Raw genomic sequence first — 22,158 nt, 5'->3', positions numbered from 1 at the left:
TATTTATTTACAGAACTATTTTATAAAATTTATCTGCTTTGTAATTTAAATTTTAGTGTCATATTGTCTTAGCTTAATCCGTGGTATAGAAGTTGATTTAATCAATTGAAATAATTATATTTGTATTTAATCAAAATAACGAAATGGAACAAAACACTTACGAACCAAGGACAATTCAGGTAGTGCCTGAAGAACTGAAAGCAAGTCAGGCGAAGTACATGTCGAAAGTTTATGGATGGATGTCACTGGCTTTAGTGGTAACTGGTTTAATTGCTTATTTGGTTGCAGGGAGCGAAACTCTTATTACTGCAATTATGGCTAATAAACTTCTTTTTTATGGATTAATCATTGCTGAGTTTGGATTGGTAATCTGGTTATCCGCTAGAATTGCAAAAATGTCTACGACTACTGCAATTGCTGCATTTATGGGTTATGCAGTATTAAATGGTTTAACATTATCATTAATATTCCTAATCTATACCTTCTCTTCTATTGCATTAACATTCTTTGTTACAGCTGGTACATTTGCTGTAATGAGTGTTTACGGATATGTTACCAAAACAGATTTAACAAAAATCGGTAAAATCATGATGATGTTGTTGGTAGGTATAATCATTGCTTCTTTAGTAAATCTATTCTTAAAGAGTCCAATGATCTACTGGATTACAACTTACATTGGTGTTGCAGTTTTTGTAGGACTTATCGCTTATGATACTCAGAAAATTAAGAACTATTTCCTTGAACTAAACGGAGATGAATCCTTAATGGGAAGAATGGCTATTATGGGAGCTTTAACGCTTTATTTAGACTTTATCAACCTGTTCTTATTCCTTTTAAGATTATTCGGAGGCGGAAGAAGTAACGACTAAGACATCGCCAAAATATAAAAACTATAGGCCGGAAGATTACTCTTCCGGTTTTTTTATATTTTTATCAAAATACAAACGCCATAGATTTTGAATCTATGGCGTTTGTATTTTCAGAGAAGAGTCTTAGTCTACTACTCTATTCTAATTCTTTTGTTACTCCTAATCCGAAAAGTGCAAAATCATAAAGTGCAGGATCTTCGGAATTATACGTTCTAAGTTTTATATCCAATTCTTCAACAGCTTTCCAGTCGTTCTGCTTTCTGTTCAGTATTCCCAATTGTCTGGCAATATTTCCGGAATGTACATCCAGAGGACAGGATAATTTTTTTTGATCTAAGTCCGACCATATTCCCAGGTCTACTCCTCTTTTATCTTTTCTTACCATCCATCTCAGGTACATAATCAGTCTTTTTGCTGCAGAATTTTTATATGTACTGCTTACATGCTTGTAACAACGGTGATTATTTTCATTAAGAAATGCTGTCCTGAAACGCTCTAAAGCATGATAGAAATTTTGTTCATCATCTTTTGGCTTGAAAAAATAAGCAAGGGATTCCTGTTCCTGATAGAGCCTTTGCAGATTGAAAACAAACTGCTTCAGGTCTTCCCCATTGAAAGTTCTGTGTACAGCTTTATCTTCGATACTTTTAAAATCAGATTCTTTGGCATTCATCACAAAATCATAGGGAGAATTTCCCATGAAGTCCATAATCTTAGTAGCATTCGTAATAATGCTTTTTCTGTTTCCCCAAGCTAATGTAGCTGCAAAGAATCCTGAAATTTCGATATCCTGTTTCACAGAATAACGATGTGGAATCTGAAGTGGATCGCTATTTATATATTCCGGATGATTGAAAGCATTTGCTTTTTCATCCAGAAATGCAAAAATTTCTTTTTCGGTCATTTTATACTTTTACAGGCTCTAAAGCTATTGGTAAAAAAGTATTTGGAAAATATTCACGGGCTTCATCAGTAAAGACGGTCAGGTCTGCATACCGGTTAGAAAAATGGCCTAAAATAAGTTTCTTAACACCAGCTCTTTGTGCAATAATTGCAGCTTCTTTCGCCGTGGTATGCCCTGTATAATCTGCCATTTCTTTTAGATCATGCAGGAACGTAGATTCATGATATAACAAATCTACATTTTCAATTATTGGTATAATATCCTCTTTGAATCTGGTATCAGAACAGAAAGCATAAGATACGGGTGGTTCCGGATTTGTAGTTAAGACCTCATTCTTCAGCACATATCCATCAGATAAAACAAAGTCCTTACCACGTTTCAAATTATGATAATCGCATATTTCAATTTCAGAATATTTAGAAATCTCGACCATATTCAAGCGCCTGTCTTTTGGTTTCTCTCTGAAAAGATACCCGTTGCAGTAAATTCGGTGGTCTAAAGGTATAGTCCATACCTCCAGTTTATCATCTTCATAAACTTTCTGAGACTGATCTCCCTCCAGTTCATGATAAATAATTGGAAAACCGCGATGGGTTTCAGTAATTTCAAATATCGTTTCCAACATCTTCTTGATTCCTTTCGGTCCATAGACATGCAATTCCTGATCTCTTCCTAAAAGTCGGAATGAAGCAATAAGTCCGGGCAGTCCGAAACAATGATCTCCATGAAGATGAGAGATGAAAATATGATTGATCTTAGAAAACTTTGCTTTAGCTTTTCTCAGTTGTACCTGTGTTCCTTCACCACAGTCGATAAGAAAACAGCGTTCATCCATTTCCAGGAATTGTGCTGTAGGTGAAGATTTAACGGTTGGTATTGCTGAATTATAACCTAAAATAGTGAGATATGCCCCCAAAATTTATACTTAATTTTATAACAAATATACGTTTTATGCTTTTAAATAGTCTAAAAACTTCTTCAAAGCATTGGCTCTGTGGCTGATTTTATTTTTTTCTTCTGCAGGCATTTCAGCAAATGTAATACTGTGGTCCTTAGGAATAAAAATCGGATCATAACCGAAACCTTTCTCTCCGCTTGGTTTATATGTTAAAGTACCATATACCCTGCCTTCAAAATATTCTTCTTTTCCTTCAGAAATAAGACAAAGAACAGTAATAAAGTAAGCTTCGCGATCAGTTCTGTCTTCCATTTCGCCAAGGACTTTTACAATATTTGCTTTGAAATCATGATCGCCCGCATATCTTGCTGAGTAGATTCCTGGTCTTCCGTCTAATGCTGGTACCACTAATCCGCTATCGTCTCCAAGGCTTGGTTTCCCCGTCTTTTCAAAACAGTATTTAGCTTTTATTTTTGCATTTGCTTCAAAACTGTCACCATCTTCAATGATTTCTTCAAAAAGATCATAATCGGTAAGACTTGTGATATTGTAATCGGGTAAAATTTGCTGAATTTCTTCTTTCTTGTGTTGATTGTGTGTTGCAACTAGAATTTCCATCTTCGTTAATCGTTATAATGAATTTTATTTTTATAAATAAACAAGTAGCCAAAAACAGCTGTCAGAACTATACCAATTAATAATAAATAGATTTCCGGAACTCCGAAAAATTCGGAATAGGATTCCTTTTTGGTATAAATGACAAGCAGTGACGATATTAGATTGTTAAAGGCATGTAAAAGAATTGGGAGTAATAATGTTTTGGTTTTGTAATAAACCAATCCCATTACACTGCCTAAAATTGCTGCTCCCATAAACTGCCAGGGATTTCCATGAACAACTCCGAAAACTATAGCGGAGATAATAATGGCTTTAGCCGGAGAAACACCTTTATTAATCAGCCCTTTCTGAATTATACCTCTGAAAAGTATTTCTTCGAGTATCGGAGCGAAAAAACTGGTCATTAAAATCATTGTGAACGGATCCAGAGACATTCTTGCAAAAAGACTGGTTACCTGTTCATACCAAGGACCAAAAAATTCTCCTGTTGTAGGAAGTAATCCGGAAGTGTATTCGGCAATAAATATTCCGCCAATCATTAACGGAAATACAAGCAGATAGGTAGAAAAAGGCGAAGTACGCATATTAAAACTAAGCCTGCTGCCTGTGGGTTTTACAATAAACTGATCGAATGCAAATATGCATCCTGTAAAAGTTAGGATATAAGAAATAATAATAAAATAATCTTTATAAGCCGGATTATCATGAAGCACAAACATTTCGAAGGCTGACCAGCCAGCCAGTAAAAACTGCATGAATAGAAATGTAACTGCTAAGAGTATAGCTTCTTTCCAACCAAACAGGTAATTTCTTCCGGGATGTAAATCTTTATCCATTAAAATGATTTGAACAACAAAGATAATGTTTGTGCTTCTTTTTTGCTAATGTCCCTGTCTATATTTACTTGTGATTAGCATAGCTATTGCAATTATCCTTTGTCTGTTTTTATTATATTTGAATTATTATGAAAATCGATTTTCCTGAAATGATATCCGGATCATATTTTCCTAAATCTTTAAGATTTCTACAGGGATTTATGCTTGGTATTGTATTCATTATTATTGCTACTGTTCTTCTGATTTTAATTTTATTGACTTTCACTGATTATGCACCAATAATAGATGATACTTACAGATTTTTATTTTTTGTTTTTTTTATCATTTTGGCTTCACTTGCAGGCTTACTTATTTATGATACAATCAATAATAAAAAGCGTAGAATAAGCTGGTATAAAATTAATAATCTGGGAATCTTATTTTTTAATAAAGAAAATCAACTGATTCAAAAAATACTCTTCAATGACCTTACAAAAAATCCTGATATCTACAGCAAGGATGTTTACAGTGAGTCTTCTGGTTCCGGAAAATATCGTTCCTTTAAAATGAATCTCTGTGTCTTCGAAAAAGATGCCAATGGACAAGTCGGAAAAAGAATTGTTGATTTCAACTCTGTTTTCGTGAAGAACAAATATAGCCTTATTGCTCATTTCCTTAAAGGTATAAAATTGTTTAGACCCGACATTATTATTAATGCTGACATTTACAAGGATTTTTATCTTAATGAAAATACATTAGACTTTGTTCCTGAACAATTCAAAAAGGATATTTATATGAAGGGTGTTGTTTTTGGTATTATAGCACTTCTATTTATAATAGTAAGTTTTATAATATAACAAGATCATTTGATTTGCTCGTAAAAAATCCCGATTTTTGCACTCATTAAAATTCAATATGTCGAACTTACTACAAGAAATACAAAAACGTAAAACCTTCGGGATTATTTCCCACCCGGATGCCGGAAAAACAACATTGACCGAAAAACTCTTACTTTTTGGTGGAGCAATTCAGGAGGCAGGAGCTGTAAAAAGCAATAAAATTAAAAAAGGGGCTACTTCTGACTTTATGGAAATTGAACGTCAGAGAGGAATTTCCGTTGCAACTTCTGTTTTGGCATTTGAATACAAAGATCATAAGATTAATATTCTGGATACACCAGGACACAAGGATTTTGCTGAAGATACTTACCGTACACTTACTGCAGTAGACAGTGTGATTGTAGTAATAGACGTTGCTAAAGGGGTTGAGGAACAAACTGAAAAGCTAGTGAAGGTTTGTCGTATGCGTAATATCCCGATGCTGGTTTTCATTAATAAGCTAGACCGTGAAGGTAAAGATGCGTTCGACTTATTAGATGAAGTTGAACAAAAATTAGGGCTTCACGTAACACCTCTTTCATGGCCAATTGGTATGGGTGCCGAATTCCAGGGAATTTATAATATCTGGGAAAACAACATCCAGTTATTTTTAGAGGATAAAAAGCAAAAGGTAGGTGAAGCTATAAAAATAGAAGATGTCAATGATTCAACAGTAGATGAATTAGTTGGTGAAAAAGCTGCAAGTGCACTTCGTGAAGAAATTGAATTAACTACTTCAGTATATCCTGAGTTCGACCGCGAAGCATATATGAAAGGAGACCTTCAGCCAGTATTTTTTGGTTCTGCATTGAATAACTTTGGAGTAAGAGAACTTTTGGATGCATTTATCGAAATTGCGCCAATGCCCCAGCCTAAAGAAAGTGATAAAAGACTTGTAGAACCTGAAGAAGCAAAATTCAGTGGTTTTGTATTTAAGATTCATGCTAATATGGATCCTAAGCACCGTGACAGACTTGCTTTCGTAAAGATTGTATCGGGAACTTTCAAAAGAAATGAAAATTACCTGTTGGTAAGAGAAAATAAAAAAATGAAGTTTGCATCTCCGAATGCATTCTTTGCAGATAAAAAAGAGATTGTGGACGAGAGCTTCCCGGGAGATATTGTTGGTCTGCACGATACCGGAAACTTCCGTATCGGAGATACATTAACAGCCGGAGAAGTAATGAGCTTCCGTGGTATTCCTTCTTTCTCACCGGAGCATTTCCGTTTCATTAACAACGATGATCCGTTAAAAGCAAAACAGTTAGCAAAAGGTATAGACCAGTTAATGGATGAAGGTGTTGCACAGCTGTTTACAATGGAAATGAACGGACGTAAGATTATTGGTACTGTTGGTGCATTACAATATGAAGTTATTCAGTACCGTCTGGAGCATGAATATGGAGCAAAATGTTCTTATGAGCCAATTAATATTCATAAAGCTTGTTGGGTAGAAGCTGACGAGAAGTCTGAAGAGTTCAAAGAATTTGCAAGACTAAGGCAGCGCTTCTTAGCCAGAGACAAATATGATCAGTTGGTGTTCTTAGCTGACTCATCATTTACGATTACAATGAATCAGGAAAAATTCCCGAATATCAAACTTCACTTTATCAGTGAATTTAGAAATGAGGATTAATTATAAAGGCTGGCAGTTCGCCAGCCTTATTTATTTTAGTTTTCGAAAGGTTCTACCTTCAGGATTTCAATTTTTCTTTCACCATCTATAAATGGCCATTCTATAACATCTCCTACCTTATAACCTACCGTTGCCAAAGCTATATCCGAAAGTATAGAATATTTATTCTTCTGCGGTTTTGCTTTTGTAGAAGGCACAAAAATGTATTCTTTTTCTGTGTCTGCAGTATGATCCTTTATAACAACTCTTCTGTTAACGGTTACAACTTCTTTTGGAAGATCTCTTCTAAGTACCTGTTTAGCAGTTTTAAGTTCATTTGCTAATCTTATTTCCTGTTCAGGTGTTACTCTCTTTCTTCTTAGCTGATCTTTGATTACATCATAAATTCCGGTTGTTACAATAATATGTTCTGACATTTTTCTTGAAATTAATAAGTTTAATTGATGGTGTATACTTTTATAGCCCGGAATCCGGATAAATTATACGCTGTAATTTATCCGATGTAGAAATACACCATAATAGAATTGAATTATAAAAATAAAGAGATAGCCCTGCTCCGAACTTCGGCAGGGATTAATGAATAAACTCCTTGGAGTTTTGTAAGAATTTATCGTCGTGAAGGTATGTAAGAATTACAATACCAAAACAACTCTGAAGTTGATTAGAAAAGTTCATTTCAATATTCTTCAATATCAGAGAGCAAGTTATAGCTTTTAAATATGATATCCAAATATGATGTTCCTAATAAAAATAATTGCTTCTGTAAGGCTCAAAATTTCTGAGATTAGGAAGAGGTCTTATTTTAACAATTTTGTCCTCTTTACTTTCCGTTTGGCCGGTTTCGTAATTGGATAATTTACTAATATATCTGCCGGTAGAGAGATTAAATTCTACGTCTGTAATATGTCCTTGCCCGTCGGAGACACCATAGCTGAAGCCAATTAATTCGAATCCGTTATTCTGATACCTGAAAATATGCTTGGATTGGCCTCTTAGGAAGCTATAATTGATATGTAAGGCTCCTTTTACAATCTCAATATTTTCCAGATTATCTCCGGTACCATGCTGAGAAGCTTCTATTGCATTTGCTGTATTGACTTCAAGTTTTTTATTCCCTTCTTTATCCAGAAAATATATTTCCAGAATATAAGTTGTTATAGCATCATTTTTACTTGCCTTTACAATCGCTAAATCAGGAATACCATCTTTATTAAGATCGCCTTTTACAGTTTGATGGATGACTTTCTTTTGCTGACTATAGATAATCCCGGCAAAAAAGATAAAGAATAGATATATAACAGATTTGGTGTGCATAGAGGTTTTGTTTATTTTTCTATTTCCATTTCTGTCTCATCCTCTTCAATTGGCAGAAGCTCTTCCTTTCCATATTCTTTTGCATCATCGTCATCCCCCATTAGATAGCCCCAAGGTTTTAAATCTTCTACTCTGTCGAAAATAATTTTTGCAATGGCCATAATTGGAATTGTAAGAAACATTCCCATAACACCCCAAACACTTTCTCCTACTATAAGTCCAATAATTACAATTAATGAATTTAGTTTAACCTGTGATCCTACAATTTTTGGCATGATAATGTTTCCGTCCACGGCATGTACGGCAACCATTCCTACTAAAACCCATAGCACATTGGCAGCCGAGGAAGTGGCAAAAGTCACAAAAATACCTAATACAGTTGCTATTAAAATCCCCAGATATGGTAATACATTGAATATCCCTGTGATAATAGCCAAAAGGAAATTATACTTTATTCCGATAATAGTGTAAGCTATAAAAGATAAAATAGTTACCAGGACCATTTGTATAATAAGGCCTATCAGGTATTTCTTTACCATATACTGGATACTGTTTACAACATCCATCACTACAGCTTTATGCTTGTCTGCAAAACACATAATGATAAAGCGAACCAGCTGTCTTCGGTATATCAGAATAAATAAAGTAAACAGGAATGTAAGACCAATCAGCATCAGAATATAGGTAATTGATTTTAGCATTTTTTCAACAATAACAGTCCCGGTGCTTAATGACTTTTGCGCAAGGTCGTTGATATAAGTAAGCTGCTTGTGCTTTTGTACTCCAAATTTATGGGCAATCCAATCCTGAATACTATCAAAAGCTGCAGTAATCTGTTTCTGAAAAGCAGGCCAGTCTTCTGAAAAACTGGTAGTCTGTACCCCTATAAGATATAGTATAAGTCCTATTAGAGCCAACCCCAATACACTGACTACAATTGCGGATATAGAACGGTTAAATCTTAGTTTTTTCTCCAGAAAGTTGCATACAGGTACGAGTAATATTGCAAATAACAAACCCATAATCATAGGAATGATTAAATCCTGCCCCTGAATAGCCAGGTAACCCAAGATCATTATGCTAATAAGTACTGAAGCCAGTTTAAGATAAAACGGCCAAGATAAAAATGCCTTCATACACAGAAAATTCAATGCATTAAAGGTAAAAAAAGTTTAGCTGAAACGGCCTATTTTCCTAAAACAAAAATAGCTGGAATCTTATGAAAATCAGTTTTAGATTTTTTCCAATCGTTAATGCTCTGGGTTTTAATAAACTCTCCTTCCGGGTCATTAATATTGGCTGCTACGGAAAGCAATGTTTTGCCATTTAGTGTTTTGGTAAGTTCCTCCAGTAACTGGTTGTTACGGTATGGAGTTTCCATGAAAATCTGAGTATAGCCTGTTTTCTGAACTAGTGATTCCAAATGAAGGATTTGTTTTCTTTTCTCTCCTTTATCTATAGGTAAATAACCATGGAAAGTAAATTGCTGTCCATTGAATCCACTGGAAATTAAGGCTAATATAATAGAACTTGGTCCGTTTACAGGGACTACTTTTATATTGTTTCGATGTGCCCATGCTACCATTATATTTCCGGGATCCGCAATACAAGGTAAGCCGGCTTCAGACAACAGACAAAAGTCCTGCCCCTTCTTCATAAGATCCTGGGCTTCTTTTAGGTCTGCAGTTTCTGAATACTTATCGAGTAAAAACAGTTTTAAATCAGACTGCTTTTTTTCAGGTGCAAAGAATTTAATGACCTTACGGGCTGTTTTTTCATTTTCTACAAAGAAATAATCTGTCTGCAGGATATATTCTTTGATTGCTGAGCCAAAATGTTCTACAGGTGTATTTTCCGAAAGATATGCAGGTAGTAAGAAAAGCATTGGTTCTGTTTTTATTCTGAGAGTTGAGATTTTATAATATCACAGGCTTTGTTCAGTAGCTGAAATACATCTTCAAAATCCTGCTGATTTCCCCAATATGGATCGGGAACTTCGATATTGTTGTTATCATGAAGAACATCGAGTATCAAAGATATTTTTTGTCTTTGTTCTTCATTTTTAGCCATGGCAGATACGTCTTTCAGATTATTACGGTCCATACAGTATATTCTGTCAAAAGACTCTAAATCTTTGGGCTGAATGGGACGGGAACGCTGTTTGGAAATATCTATATTGTGTAACGCCGCAGCTTTCACAGAGCGTTTATCAGGATGATTGCCTTCATGCATAGATATTGTTCCGGCGCTGTCTACTATATAATGGTCCGGAAGTTTAGATTTTAGAATTCCTTCAGCTAAAGGAGACCGGCAAATATTGCCCAGACAGACCATTAAAATTTTCATGCTAGTATAAATTTACAGAAGAAAATATACTGTTTACTATAAAAGTAAACAGTCAGTTAGTAGCTATTATTCAAATATCTTATCCTTAATTTCTTTAATGAATTTCTTCATTTCCTTATCTACTTTCGCAACGTCACGGATTGTGTCACATGCGTACATTACGGTTGAGTGGTCTTTACCTCCCATCTCTTCACCGATTTTTGTAAAAGTAGCATTGGTGTATTCTTTAGCAAAATACATAGCTAGCTGACGAGGTAATGCTACCTCACGTTTTCTGGTTTTGGATAATAGTCTGTCCTTTTGAAGACCAAAATATTTACATACTACATCCTGAATATAAGCGATATTTATTGTCTTTTTCTGATTAGCAGCAATCTTACTAATTGTATCTTTCAACAATCCGATTGTAAGTTCAGACTTAACAATCATAGAGTGTGCAATAACTGAATTGATAATACCGATAAGCTCTCTTACATTAGAGTTAACTTCTGTTGCAAGATAATCTATAAGCTCGTTGTCCAGTACAATACCATCGCGGTGTAGTTTGTTTACAACGATTTTCTTCCTGGTATCATAATCCGGTGACTTAATCTCTGCAGATAATCCCCATTTGAATCGGGAAACAATTCTTTCCTGAATATCCTGAATGTCAGCAGGTGCCTTATCCGATGTCAGGATAATCTGCTTACCATTTTGGTGAAGATGATCGAAAATATGGAAGAACATATCCTGTGTTGCAACTTTGCTGGATAAGAACTGTACATCATCGATAATCCACACATCTATCATCTGATAAAAGTTGGCAAAATCTGTTTTGTTCTGAGCTTTAGCTGCGGATACGAACTGCTGAATAAACTTCTCGGAGGATACATATAGTACTACTTTCTCAGGATAAAGATTCTTAACCTCCAGTCCGATTGCATGTGCAATGTGGGTTTTCCCTACCCCAACACCTCCGTGAAGGAATAATGGATTAAAGGATGTTGCTCCTGGTCTTTTAGCAATAGTTCTTGCTACTGTAGAAGCAAATTTATTGCTCTCCCCTTCAATAAAATTATCAAAAGACAATGAAGGATTCAGCTGGCTGTCTATATTAACTTTCTTAATTCCCGGAACTACAAATGGATTTACTACATTCTGAGCGTAAGCAGGATTTCTTACTTCCTGAGGTCTTGGTGTCTGTATAGACTGACCTTTCATCTGTATAGTTACTGGTGGAACTTTTCCTACCGGTTTGTTTTCCATTACAGAATACCAAAGCTTTACACCTTTACCGATGTTTTTCTTTAAAGCTGCTGAAAGAAGAGATAGGTAATTATCTTCAATATATTCACGATAGAAATCACTTGGAACCTGTAATGTCAGGTTCTTTTCTAATAAAGAAACAGGCTTTACTTTTGAAAAGAGTAAATCGAAGGAATCGTCTAATTTATTAACACCTTCTTTTTCCTCAATAGAATTGAGATTATCCCTCATAAAGCTGAGGCAATTGTCCCAAATCAAAGTAATGTTCTGCTCCATAGAAAGATAGTAATTTTTGCGTCTTGAAAATAACAGGATGACAAATATGAAAATTAAAATTAGTAAAAAAAAATATTTGACTCTTGCTTATTAAAAAATATATTTGTAAGTATAGATAAAGACTTAAAATGATTAGTACAACTTGCACATTAAGAGTTAGATACGCTGAAACTGACCCCATGAAATATGTATATTATGGTAACTATGCAACCTATTTTGAGGTGGCTCGTGTGGAACTTTTTCGGGGTATCGGAATGTCATATGATGAGATTGAAAAACGTGGAATTTGGCTTCCGGTTTCGGAGTATAATATTAAATATCTGAAGCCAGCTCTTTATGATCAGGAACTTAGGATTGAAGTGAAGGTAAAAGAGCGTCCGGGAGTTCGGATTATTTTCGATTATGAAATATATAATGAAGAGGGTGAAAAATTGACGGAGGCATCCACTACTCTTTTCTTTTTGGATGCTGAAAAAAATAAAGTTGTCAAGTGTCCGGACTGGTTAATGGAACTTATGGATAAACACTTTTAGTTACAAAATAAAAAGAGGTTGTCTCAAAAGATGTCATGTTGAGCTTGGTCGAAACATTGTCATTAATAAAGTACTAATAGTCAAAGATCCTTTGACAGGCTCAGGATGACAAAGAATAATACTTTTGGTTTTGTGACAACCTTTTATTTTAAAATCTCAGTTCACTTCCGGCTTCTATTTCATAAGGTTCTTTGCCCCTTTCAAAAATTCTGGTTAATTCAGAACCTTCAGTTGTTATTTTATCGCCAATTCTTCGGATCCAGTTTCCTTCACGCAATCCTACAACCGGCGTATCATTCTGGGTTAAGAATTCCAGAATACGGGTTTCTCTAGTTTCACCATTATGGTGTAATTCCGGATTAGGATCAAGATAATGCGGATTCAGATTAAAGGGTACCAATCCCATACATTCAAAACTTGGTGGATATACAATAGGCATATCATTGGTCGTTCTCATATTAAGTCCCCCGATATTAGATCCGGCACTGGCTCCCATATAAGGTTTACCACTTTCTACGTTTTGTTTCAATACAGAAAGTAATCCCTTTTCATGTAAGGTCTTTACCAAAAGGAATGTATTACCACCTCCAGTAAAGTAACCTTTAGCTTCGTTTAATGCTTCTACAGGATTATCGAATTCATGTAATCCTTTTACTTTTATATTAATGGTAGAAAAAAAACTTCTTGCTTTATCTGTATATTCATCATGAGAAATACCTCCCGGACGTGCAAATGGTACAAAGATAATTTCGTCTGCTCCGTTGAATAGCTTTATAATTTCTTCCCGAATGTATTCTAAATATTGTCCGCCAAATAATGTAGAAGTGGACGCTAAGAGTATGTTCATATATATATGTTGTATAGACAAACAAAAATAAAGCTTTTACGGATAGTAAAAGGAAGAACTTATATTATTTTTTCGGAATGCCAAAGCAAATCGTATCTTTGTGAAAGTTTATAAATCTAAAAGAGAAATGAAATTTTTTATCGACACAGCCAATTTAGAGCAGATTAAAGAAGCACAAGATTTAGGAATTCTTGATGGTGTAACGACCAACCCGTCTTTGATGGCGAAGGAAGGTATTAGCGGAGCTGAGGCTATTAAGCAGCATTATAAAATAATCTGTGAGATTGTAGATGGTGATATTTCTGCTGAAGTTCTTTCTACTACTTATGAGGAAATGATTAAAGAAGGAGAAGAATTAGCTGCTATCCACCCAAATATCGTAGTGAAGATCCCTATGATTAAAGATGGTGTAAAGGCGTTGAAATATTTTTCTGAGAAAGGAATTAAAACGAACTGTACATTAATTTTCTCTGCAGGTCAGGCGCTTTTAGCTGCTAAAGCCGGAGCTACTTATGTTTCTCCTTTCTTAGGACGTCTTGATGATATTTCTACGGACGGTCTTAACCTAATCGAGGAAATCAGAACAATCTATAACAACTATATGTATGATACTGAGATTTTAGCAGCATCTATCCGTAGTCCTATGCACATTATTAACTGTGCTAAGATTGGTGCAGATGTTATTACATCTCCGTTACCTTCAATCCTTGGCTTGTTAAAGCACCCATTAACAGATCTTGGTTTAGCTCAGTTTGTAGCTGATGCTAAGAAACTTGGATAGTTAATGAGATAGCATAAAATAAAAAATCCCACAGAAATGTGGGATTTTTTATTTGTTACCTTCCTCCCGGAGGACAATGTTCTTTTAAATATTTCGTAAACATCGTTGCGAGGTGAAGCGATGTTCCTTCCCCCTCACTAATAGAATGGGTTCTGTTAGGGTAAGACATCAACTGGAATTGCTTGTTGTATTTTACCAACTCATTAATATAGACTTCAGTATTCTGATAGTGTACATTGTCATCACCAGTTCCATGAACCAATAAAAGATTTCCTTTCAGGTTTTTTGCATAAGCCAAAGGAGAACCCTTTACAAAATCTTCTCTGTTTTCTTGTGGAAGCCCCATGTATCTTTCCTGATAAATATTATCGTAAAATAGCTGATTGGCTACAGGTGCAATGGCGATTCCTGTTTGGTAAATTTCAGGATACTGACCTAAAAGGTTTAATGTGGAAGATCCACCACCACTCCAGCCCCATACAGCAACTCTGGAAGTATCTATATATGGCCATTTTGCAAATAAAGCTTTGGCACCCATTGCCTGATCCCGAATATTAAGCTGTCCGATTTTACGGTAAACGGATTTTCTCCATTCACGTCCTTTTGGAGCAGGTGTACCACGATTTTCAAGAGAAACATACAGATAGCCGTCCTGAGCCATATCACCAATATATAAGCTGTTCCAGCCTGTGTAGAAATTATCCGTTACTGTTTGGGATCCGGGTTCACCATATACTGTGAAAACAATTGGATATTTTTTTGTTGGATCAAAGTTTTTAGGTTTTACTACCCATCCATCTAAAGTAACACCATCTTGGGTTGTTATCTGGAAAAATTCTGCTTTAGATTTTGCAGGATCTGCTTTTGCGGATCTCTTTGCAGCTACCAATTCTTTATGGTCAGGAAGAGAGATTACTGTACCTGCAGAAACACCATCTACACTACTGTTATTGAATATAGCGAGCTTTCCGTTTGGCGATATCGTATATTTGTTAGATCCTGTATAGGCTTCCGGTGTAATTCTTTCTGCTTTCCCCCCATCCAGACTCACTTTATATAAATATTCCTGAGCAGCATTTTTAGGTGAAGCTGAAAAATAGATCAGCTTATTAGGCACATCAAAAAACTCTGGCTTTATAACATCAAAAGCATCTTTTGTAATTAATGTTTCCTTTCCGTTCATATCTATTTTATAAATATGTCTCCAGCCATCTTTTTCGGATAGCCAAAGGAATTCCTTCCCGTTATTGATCCAATCCCATCCGCTTGGGTCACCATCATTCCACATTGTTTTTACATCAATCCATGCCGGATCAGATTCCGACTGGATAGCTTTACTAGCTCCTGTAGAAGCATTTGCCAGAATAATTTTGCTCTGGTTTTGTTTTCTGTTCAGCTGTTGTAAAATTATTGATTTAGAATCCAATACCCATTCCATTCTCGGAATATAATGCTGTACTTCATCTCCTTCTATATTAGCTTTTTTTGTGGTATTGGTGGAAAGGTCATAAAACCAGATGCTGCAACCTGAAGGGTTCTCTCCTACTTTTGGATATTCTACCGGAATAGTAAATGAATACAGACTATCGGTATTATTAATCATCAAAAAGTTTTTAGTGCCATTGGCATCCAGCTTCCAGTAAGCAATTTTACTCCCATCCGGAGACCATCTGAAACCATCTTTAGCACCGAATTCTTCTTCATATGCCCAGTCGAATGTTCCATTAATCATTCTATCGGTGCCGTCGTTGGTTATCTTATTTAGTTTATTGTTTGCAAGATCCTCAATATAAATATTGTGTTTAGACACATAAGCTACCTTCTTACCGTCTGGTGAAAATTTAGCAAACATAAGAGAGGCTTCGGGTAAACCTTTGCCCAGCTGTGTAAGTTTCTTTGAATTTTTATTGAAAACCCAATAATCCCCTTTTGTATTCACCCGCCATACACGTTTTGTATTGGCAAATAATAACAGATTATTCCCGTCCGGAGACACCTGAAAACTTTGTACATTCAGCGGTGTTGAGCTTCCTGTAGGAATAAGTGCTTCTTTTGGAAGAAATGGTTGATTTTTCCCGGAATTAACAAGGTCTACAACCTCGATTCCGTTTTTGGTAAACGAATAATAAGCATTACCATCTGGCGTCCATTGTTTGTTCTGTGCTATCAGTGGAGAAATGCACAAATAACAAAACGCCAGGTTAACTAGTTTTTTTATGTTCTTCATATCTGGTATTTAATTAAGCTAAATGTTGGGTTCTGTAATCTTCAATTTCTTCAACCGTTTTAATAAGTCCATTTCCTAAAAGTCGGTATCCGTCGTTGGTAATCAGAAAATCATCTTCAACACGTACACCGCCAAAATTCCGGTATTCATTTACTTTATCATAATTGATAAATTCTGCATTTTTATTTTCCGCCTGCCACATATCAATTAATTCCGGGATCATATAGATACCCGGCTCTACGGTTAATACAAATCCGGTTTCCAATGTTTTACCTAAACGCAAAGATTTAAGTCCAAAAGTTTTAGTGTCTTTTGGCTCTGCTTCGGTATAGCCAATATATTGTTCACCCAAATCTTCCATGTCGTGTACATCCAATCCCATCATATGCCCTAATCCGCATTGGAAGAATAAAGCATGAGCATGATTTTTTACAGCTTCTTCCGGATTACCCTTCATTAATCCTAAATCTATAAGACCCTCTACCAGGTATTGTGAAGCCCTTAGATGAATATCTTTAAATTTAGTTCCGGGTTTTAATAATTGCTGTGCATTATTAAAAGCATTCAGAACTACTTCATACATCTCTTTCTGTTTAGTTGTAAAAGTATTGTCTACCGGAAAGGTTCTGGTAAGATCACCGGCATAACCCATTGAAGTTTCTGCACCGGAATCATTCAGAAAAAGGTCACCACTTTTTAGCGTGTTCAGTCGGTAATGGTTATGAAGAATTCCTCCGTTTATCGTTACAATAGGTGGATAAGACATCTGACATTCTTGATCTGCTGCAAGATGCTGGATTGCATTGGCAATCTCATATTCTTTAACCCTTGGTCGGGCAATACGCATGGCCAATAAATGCATCTCATTGGATACATTTATAGCTTCTTCTATCTGTACAATCTCCTGAGCCTCTTTTATAGAGCGCTGTTTTACAATTGCTTTAATGAACTCAACAGATGGCTGTAATTCTGTGATTCTGGTTTCAAGAAGATCACCCAGCAAAATTTTATTGGAAGGCTGATATGGAGGAAGGTAATGTACCTTTCTTCCTGCTGATTGGGCTTTCTGAATATATTTATAAAGTTCTGCATATGGTAAGGTTTCCTGTACACCAGCTTTTAGACTTTTCTCCTTCAATGTTTCCTGTCTGCCCATCCAGACTATATCGTCTATACTAAGCTCATCTCCGAAGATAATGGTTTTATTTTCCTCTATATCAATAATGGCTGCAATCCTGGGTTCCTGAATTCCAAAGTAATATAAAAATGTACTATCCTGGCGGAAGTAATATGGGTTGTGCTCAAAATTTACCGGGTTTTCTATATTTCCCAGGAACAACAAAATTCCATTAGCCACATTGCCTTTTAATACGGCTCTTCTATCTTGATAAGTTTGTGATGAAAACATATTATGAATATTGGTTATTTAAAGGTTTAAAGTTACGATTTTATAATGTTTACAAAGGGGTTGCTTATGAAAAATAAACAGGATGTAAAGATTGGATTTTAATATGATATCCAGTGTTTATATTTTGCTTAAATTCGGCAGTATTTTAACACCTGGCCAAATAGTTTAGCTTATATGAAAAGTCTTCAGTTTTCTGTGCCTGCCAATACTAATAAAAGTATTAGTATTCAGGAAGATATTATGACTCATTTTTATCCTTATTTCCACCGTCATGACGAAACACAGATTATGTGGATTGTGAAAGGACACGGAACATTGGCAATAGAGCAAAATTTATTGAATTTCAGTGATGGAGACATTTTTTATCTGGGTGCTAATCAAGCTCATGTTTTCAAAGCAGATTTTAAGAAAAATGAAAAACACAAAGTTCATGCAATTTCTATTTTCTTTGACCCTCACAAGAAGATTTCCGGCGTTTTTGACTTACCTGAATTTGAAGAACTAAAAGACTTTATATCTGATTCTGAAGTTGGCTTTCAGGTATCACAAGAATTAAAAGCAGATATCAGCAGTAAAATAAAACAATTACAACAGCTAAAGGGTATAGAACAGATTATCTGCTTTGTAAAGATTCTTAATAATCTTATGCAGAATAAAACATCACATATTCCACTGTCTGCTGGCAAGAATATGTCTAATCACATTTCTGACAACGATAAAAGAATTATAGACGCTCAAAGTTATATCAGGAAACACTTTGCCCAACAAAAACTTACATTGGATGATATTGCAGAACAAGCTTGTCTTACACCACAGGCATTTTGCAGATCATTCAAAAAACGGACAGGCATTACTTATATTCAGTATCTCAATGAATTACGCGTGCAGCGGGCATGTAAACTGCTTACATCTTCGGGTATGAACAGTATTTCTTCTGTTGCTTTCAATAGTGGTTTCAATAGCCTGACCAATTTCAATCGTGTATTTCGTACTATTATGAAATATTCACCCAAAGAGTATCTAAAGCGATATAAAGAGACTATAATGGATTGAAATTTAGCAGGTGTTAAAATACGGTTAGAATCTATTAAAATATTAACATTTACGGATTTAAAATTCTGTTAGTTTTGGAAAAATAAATATTTGATATGAGTACAAAACTTAACTGGGAAGGAATTTACCCGGCTGTGTTAACTCCTTTTACAAAGGATGGAGAAATAGATTTTGATATGTTTGCAAAGAATACCGAAGCCCAAATCAAAGCGGGTGTACACGGTATTATTCTTGCCGGCACATTAGGAGAAGCCAGTGCTTTGGAAACGGAAGAAAAATTTGAGCTTCTTAAATTTGCTAAAACCATCACAGACGGCAGAATCCCGGTTATTCTTAATCTTTCAGAAAATACAACCCGAAATGCAGTTAATTATGCTAAAAAAGCAAAAGAATTAGGTGCTGATGGGCTAATGCTGCTTCCGCCAATGCGTTATAAGGCAGACAATCGTGAGGTTGTAGAGTATTTCAAAGCTGTAGCTTCAGCAACAGATCTTCCTATTCTTATTTATAATAATCCTGTAGATTATGGAATTCATGTAACTCTGGAAATGTTTGATGAATTAATAAATTATCCTACTATTCAGGCTGTTAAAGAATCTACAAGGGATCTTGCAAACGTTACCAGAATGATTAACCGTTTTGGTAAAAGAATTAAAATACTGGGTGGTGTAGATACAATTTGTCTGGAAACCCTGATGCTGGGGGCAGATGGTTTAGTCGCAGGACTTGTAGATGCTTTCCCAAATGAAACAATGGCAATGTATAATTATGTTAAGGCCGGAGATTATGATAAAGCTGTGGCTATCTACCGTTGGTTTATGCCTTTGCTGGAATTGGATATACATCCGAAACTTATTCAGTATATAAAACTGGCTGCATCTGCCGAAGGAATAAGTAATCCTTATGTAAGAGCACCAAGGTTGGAGTTGCATGGCGAGGAAGCTGACAGAATTAATAAAATAATTACTGATGGTATTGCTGATCGTCCTGTATTAGGTTAACACTAAATATCTATTTATGATTGAAGAAACATCTTTTCAGGTAATTGATCAGAAAGTTCGGCAGGCTACTGATGCCTATCAATTTTTAAAAAATACGACGATAAAAGAACGTGCAGCATTTATGAATGCTGTTGCGGACAAAATAGAAGGATTAGGTGAAAATTTGCTTACCACAGCATTTGCGGAGACGTCTTTGCCATTAGCCCGATTGACAGGAGAAAAAGCAAGAACTATAGGGCAATGGAGAAGTTATGCCAAAGCTGTGTCTACCGGAATTTATACAGAAGCCAGAATAGATCTTCCACAAGCTTCCCAACCAAAATCAGATTTGCGTAAATACAATGTTGGCTTGGGTCCTGTTGTTGTTTTTGGAGCCAGCAATTTTCCGTTTGCATTTTCTACAGCTGGCGGCGATACTGCCAGTGCTATTGGAGCAGGTTGTCCCGTTATTGTAAAAGCACATCCTGCACATCCTGAAACATCACAGATAATGGCAGATGCTATAACAGAAGTTGTAAAAGAATTTGGATGGCCGAAAGGTGTATTCAGTCATATTACCGGGAAATCTAATGATATTGGTGCTTATTTAATCCAGCATAAAGAAATAAAAGCAGCAGCATTTACGGGTTCTTTTTCAGGAGGAAAGGCATTGTTTGATTTAGGGAGTCAGCGTAAAGAGCCAATCCCTGTATTTGCAGAGATGGGCAGCATAAATCCTGTGTTTGCATTTCAGAATCAGTTAAGTGCTAAAGCTGAACAACTGGCTAAAGAATATGTTGCATCGTTAACTTTAGGTGTCGGACAGTTTTGTACCAATCCCGGAATATTCATTACCGAAGCTGGTGATAGTTTTGAACGTTTCAAAGTTGCACTTCAGAATGAAATTCTGAATGTAACACCTGTGAATATGTTGCATAAAGGAATTTTTGAAAACTTTGAAAAATATAAAAAACTGGTTTGCTCTCAGCCTGATGTTTCTATTATTTCAGAAGTTAATTCAGATATTATGGAATGGGAAGGACGTGCTATTGTGATAGAGACAACGGCAGCTAATTTTATTAAAAACAATATTTTAAGCGAAGAAGTTTTCGGTCCATTTGGAATCATTGTAAAATGCAATTCCAAAGATGAAATGTTTCAGATTGCAAAACAGTTACAAGGGCAATTGACTATTACTATTGCTGCAACCAATGAAGACGTACACCTGAATATTGATATAATAAATATTGTAAAAGATAAATGCGGGAGACTTTTATTCAACGGAATGCCAACGGGTGTAGAAGTTGCTTACGCAATGCAGCATGGTGGTCCTTATCCTTCGACTACTGATGCCCGCTTTACATCTGTAGGGCCAGATGCCGTGAAACGGTTTGTTCACCCAATAACTTTTCAGAATTGGCCGGATGAATTTTTACCGGAAGAACTCAAGAACGAAAATATACTTCAAATTAGCCGGATTGTTGATGGAGAAGTGAATTCAGGATCATTAAAAAATTAAAACGATGAACAGAACATTTTTTTGTATAGATTCTCATACCTGCGGTTGCCCTGTGCGCCTTGTTGCGGGTGGCGGCCCTGTTTTAAAAGGAAATACAATGATGGAGCGCAGACTCCATTTTATGAAAGAATATGATTGGATTCGTAAAGGATTGATGTTCGAACCCAGAGGACATGATATGATGAGTGGCAGTATCCTCTACCCTCCTATTGATGAAGCAAATGATACAGGGGTACTTTATATTGAAACCAGCGGCTGTCTTCCTATGTGCGGACACGGAACTATTGGCACCGTAACTATTGCTATAGAAGAAGGTTTGGTGGCTCCGAAAGTCCCGGGTAAATTGAGATTAGAAACTCCTGCGGGTTTGGTTCTTATCGATTATGTACAGGAGGGCAAAAAGGTGAAATCTGTAAAGCTAACAAATGTAAAATCTTTTCTGTATGCAGAAGATTTGGAAGTTGACTGTCCGGATCTGGGTTTGATAAAAGTTGATGTAGCCTATGGTGGTAATTTTTACGGGATTATAGATCCACAGGAAAACTTTAGAGATATTTCAGATTTCACAGCAAGCCAGCTCATTCATTACGGAAAGATAATCAGGAAATTACTAAATGAAAAATACAGTTTTATACATCCTGAAGATGAAAATATTAATGGGCTAAGCCATATTCAGTGGACAGGAAAGCCTGTGGATTCTAAAGCAAGTGGGCGTAATGCTGTATTAGTAGGTGAAAATGCATTGGACCGATCTCCTTGTGGAACGGGAACATCTGCAAGAATGGCTCAGTGGTATGCTAAAGGAAAGCTAAAAGAAGGTGAAGAATTTATTCACGAAAGCTATATAGGGTCACAATTTATTGGCAGAATTGAGGCTGCAGCAACAATCGGTGGGAAGCCTGCTATTATTCCTTCAGTCGAAGGATGGGCCAGAATTACGGGTTATAATCATATTATTATCGACGATGAAGATCCTTATTGGTTGGGATTTCAGGTTATGTAAACACATAT

22 protein-coding genes are annotated in these 22,158 nt (G+C 35.8%); 9 read left to right on the top strand and 13 right to left on the bottom strand.

What is annotated here, in order from left to right; genetic code table 11:
* Positions 1 to 143 precede the first annotated feature (143 nt).
* Positions 144 to 869, top strand: a complete 726-nt coding sequence (locus tag ATE49_RS13460; protein WP_065082612.1) for a Bax inhibitor-1/YccA family protein — start codon at positions 144 to 146, stop codon at positions 867 to 869.
* A gap of 136 nt (positions 870 to 1,005) precedes the next feature.
* Here the strand turns inward: ATE49_RS13460 and ATE49_RS13455 are convergent, their stop codons facing one another.
* From ATE49_RS13455 to ATE49_RS13440, 4 genes are read right to left on the bottom strand one after another with little or no spacing between them, the layout of a single operon-like run.
* Positions 1,006 to 1,773, bottom strand: a complete 768-nt coding sequence (locus tag ATE49_RS13455; RefSeq protein ID WP_065082611.1) for a TIGR02757 family protein — start codon at positions 1,771 to 1,773, stop codon at positions 1,006 to 1,008.
* A gap of 1 nt (position 1,774) precedes the next feature.
* Positions 1,775 to 2,689, bottom strand: coding sequence for a ribonuclease Z (locus ATE49_RS13450; protein ID WP_065082610.1), 915 nt, complete (start codon positions 2,687 to 2,689; stop codon positions 1,775 to 1,777).
* Positions 2,690 to 2,722: 33 nt separating this feature from the next.
* Complete coding sequence (gene rdgB / locus ATE49_RS13445) at positions 2,723 to 3,289, bottom strand: RdgB/HAM1 family non-canonical purine NTP pyrophosphatase (protein ID WP_059154028.1); 567 nt, start codon at positions 3,287 to 3,289, stop codon at positions 2,723 to 2,725.
* Positions 3,290 to 3,294: 5 nt separating this feature from the next.
* Positions 3,295 to 4,125 (bottom strand): CPBP family intramembrane glutamic endopeptidase, encoded by an 831-nt coding sequence (locus tag ATE49_RS13440; protein WP_065082609.1) that lies wholly within the window; start codon positions 4,123 to 4,125, stop codon positions 3,295 to 3,297.
* A gap of 128 nt (positions 4,126 to 4,253) precedes the next feature.
* Between ATE49_RS13440 and ATE49_RS13435 the strand changes: the two genes are divergently transcribed.
* Both ATE49_RS13435 and ATE49_RS13430 read left to right on the top strand, forming a co-directional pair.
* Entirely contained in the window at positions 4,254 to 4,961 is a 708-nt protein-coding gene (locus ATE49_RS13435; protein WP_233174307.1) for a hypothetical protein, read from the top strand.
* Between the two features lie 58 nt (positions 4,962 to 5,019).
* Positions 5,020 to 6,618 (top strand): peptide chain release factor 3, encoded by a 1,599-nt coding sequence (locus ATE49_RS13430; protein WP_059154030.1) that lies wholly within the window; start codon positions 5,020 to 5,022, stop codon positions 6,616 to 6,618.
* A gap of 35 nt (positions 6,619 to 6,653) precedes the next feature.
* On the opposite strand, the gene ATE49_RS13425 is transcribed toward ATE49_RS13430, so the two are convergent.
* The 6 genes from ATE49_RS13425 to dnaA form a co-directional block, all read right to left on the bottom strand.
* Entirely contained in the window at positions 6,654 to 7,034 is a 381-nt protein-coding gene (locus ATE49_RS13425) for a GreA/GreB family elongation factor (RefSeq protein WP_059154031.1), read from the bottom strand.
* Between the two features lie 325 nt (positions 7,035 to 7,359).
* Complete coding sequence (locus tag ATE49_RS13420) at positions 7,360 to 7,932, bottom strand: hypothetical protein (protein ID WP_065082608.1); 573 nt, start codon at positions 7,930 to 7,932, stop codon at positions 7,360 to 7,362.
* Between the two features lie 11 nt (positions 7,933 to 7,943).
* Positions 7,944 to 9,068 (bottom strand): AI-2E family transporter, encoded by a 1,125-nt coding sequence (locus tag ATE49_RS13415; RefSeq protein ID WP_065082607.1) that lies wholly within the window; start codon positions 9,066 to 9,068, stop codon positions 7,944 to 7,946.
* A 50-nt stretch (positions 9,069 to 9,118) separates the two neighbouring features.
* Positions 9,119 to 9,817, bottom strand: coding sequence for an SAM-dependent methyltransferase (locus tag ATE49_RS13410; RefSeq protein ID WP_065082606.1), 699 nt, complete (start codon positions 9,815 to 9,817; stop codon positions 9,119 to 9,121).
* 11 nt (positions 9,818 to 9,828) lie between these two features.
* Positions 9,829 to 10,278 carry a low molecular weight protein-tyrosine-phosphatase gene (locus tag ATE49_RS13405; RefSeq protein WP_065082605.1) on the bottom strand — a complete coding sequence of 150 codons (450 nt, stop codon included), beginning with the start codon at positions 10,276 to 10,278 and terminating at the stop codon, positions 9,829 to 9,831.
* Between the two features lie 66 nt (positions 10,279 to 10,344).
* Positions 10,345 to 11,799, bottom strand: a complete 1,455-nt coding sequence (gene dnaA, locus ATE49_RS13400; RefSeq protein WP_034866921.1) for a chromosomal replication initiator protein DnaA — start codon at positions 11,797 to 11,799, stop codon at positions 10,345 to 10,347.
* Between the two features lie 128 nt (positions 11,800 to 11,927).
* Here dnaA and ATE49_RS13395 point away from each other — a divergent pair, with 128 nt between their 5' ends.
* Entirely contained in the window at positions 11,928 to 12,332 is a 405-nt protein-coding gene (locus tag ATE49_RS13395; protein ID WP_059154036.1) for an acyl-CoA thioesterase, read from the top strand.
* A gap of 148 nt (positions 12,333 to 12,480) precedes the next feature.
* Here the strand turns inward: ATE49_RS13395 and pepE are convergent, their stop codons facing one another.
* Positions 12,481 to 13,179: a dipeptidase PepE gene (pepE, locus tag ATE49_RS13390; RefSeq protein ID WP_065082604.1), complete on the bottom strand. Its 699-nt coding sequence runs from the start codon at positions 13,177 to 13,179 to the stop codon at positions 12,481 to 12,483.
* A 127-nt stretch (positions 13,180 to 13,306) separates the two neighbouring features.
* Between pepE and fsa the strand changes: the two genes are divergently transcribed.
* Positions 13,307 to 13,960, top strand: a complete 654-nt coding sequence (gene fsa, locus ATE49_RS13385) for a fructose-6-phosphate aldolase (RefSeq protein WP_065082603.1) — start codon at positions 13,307 to 13,309, stop codon at positions 13,958 to 13,960.
* A gap of 55 nt (positions 13,961 to 14,015) precedes the next feature.
* On the opposite strand, the gene ATE49_RS13380 is transcribed toward fsa, so the two are convergent.
* Positions 14,016 to 16,187, bottom strand: a complete 2,172-nt coding sequence (locus ATE49_RS13380; RefSeq protein WP_065082602.1) for a S9 family peptidase — start codon at positions 16,185 to 16,187, stop codon at positions 14,016 to 14,018.
* A gap of 13 nt (positions 16,188 to 16,200) precedes the next feature.
* Complete coding sequence (locus tag ATE49_RS13375) at positions 16,201 to 17,595, bottom strand: aminopeptidase P family protein (RefSeq protein WP_065082601.1); 1,395 nt, start codon at positions 17,593 to 17,595, stop codon at positions 16,201 to 16,203.
* A gap of 174 nt (positions 17,596 to 17,769) precedes the next feature.
* Here ATE49_RS13375 and ATE49_RS13370 point away from each other — a divergent pair, with 174 nt between their 5' ends.
* The 4 genes from ATE49_RS13370 to ATE49_RS13355 all read left to right on the top strand — a co-directional run bounded on the left by ATE49_RS13370 (position 17,770) and on the right by ATE49_RS13355 (position 22,150).
* Positions 17,770 to 18,648: an AraC family transcriptional regulator gene (locus ATE49_RS13370; protein WP_059154041.1), complete on the top strand. Its 879-nt coding sequence runs from the start codon at positions 17,770 to 17,772 to the stop codon at positions 18,646 to 18,648.
* Between the two features lie 95 nt (positions 18,649 to 18,743).
* A complete protein-coding gene (locus tag ATE49_RS13365; RefSeq protein ID WP_065082600.1) occupies positions 18,744 to 19,649 on the top strand; it encodes a dihydrodipicolinate synthase family protein in 906 nt (301 codons plus the stop codon).
* 16 nt (positions 19,650 to 19,665) lie between these two features.
* Positions 19,666 to 21,147: an aldehyde dehydrogenase (NADP(+)) gene (locus ATE49_RS13360; protein WP_065082599.1), complete on the top strand. Its 1,482-nt coding sequence runs from the start codon at positions 19,666 to 19,668 to the stop codon at positions 21,145 to 21,147.
* Between the two features lie 4 nt (positions 21,148 to 21,151).
* A complete protein-coding gene (locus ATE49_RS13355) occupies positions 21,152 to 22,150 on the top strand; it encodes a 4-hydroxyproline epimerase (RefSeq protein ID WP_065082598.1) in 999 nt (332 codons plus the stop codon).
* The last annotated feature ends 8 nt before the right edge of the window (positions 22,151 to 22,158 follow it).

The organism is Elizabethkingia miricola, assembly GCF_001675285.1.
Lineage (GTDB): Bacteria > Bacteroidota > Bacteroidia > Flavobacteriales > Weeksellaceae > Elizabethkingia > Elizabethkingia miricola.
The sequence above is the reverse complement of the archived record's forward strand: the minus strand, read 5'-3'. Positions and strand labels throughout refer to the sequence as shown.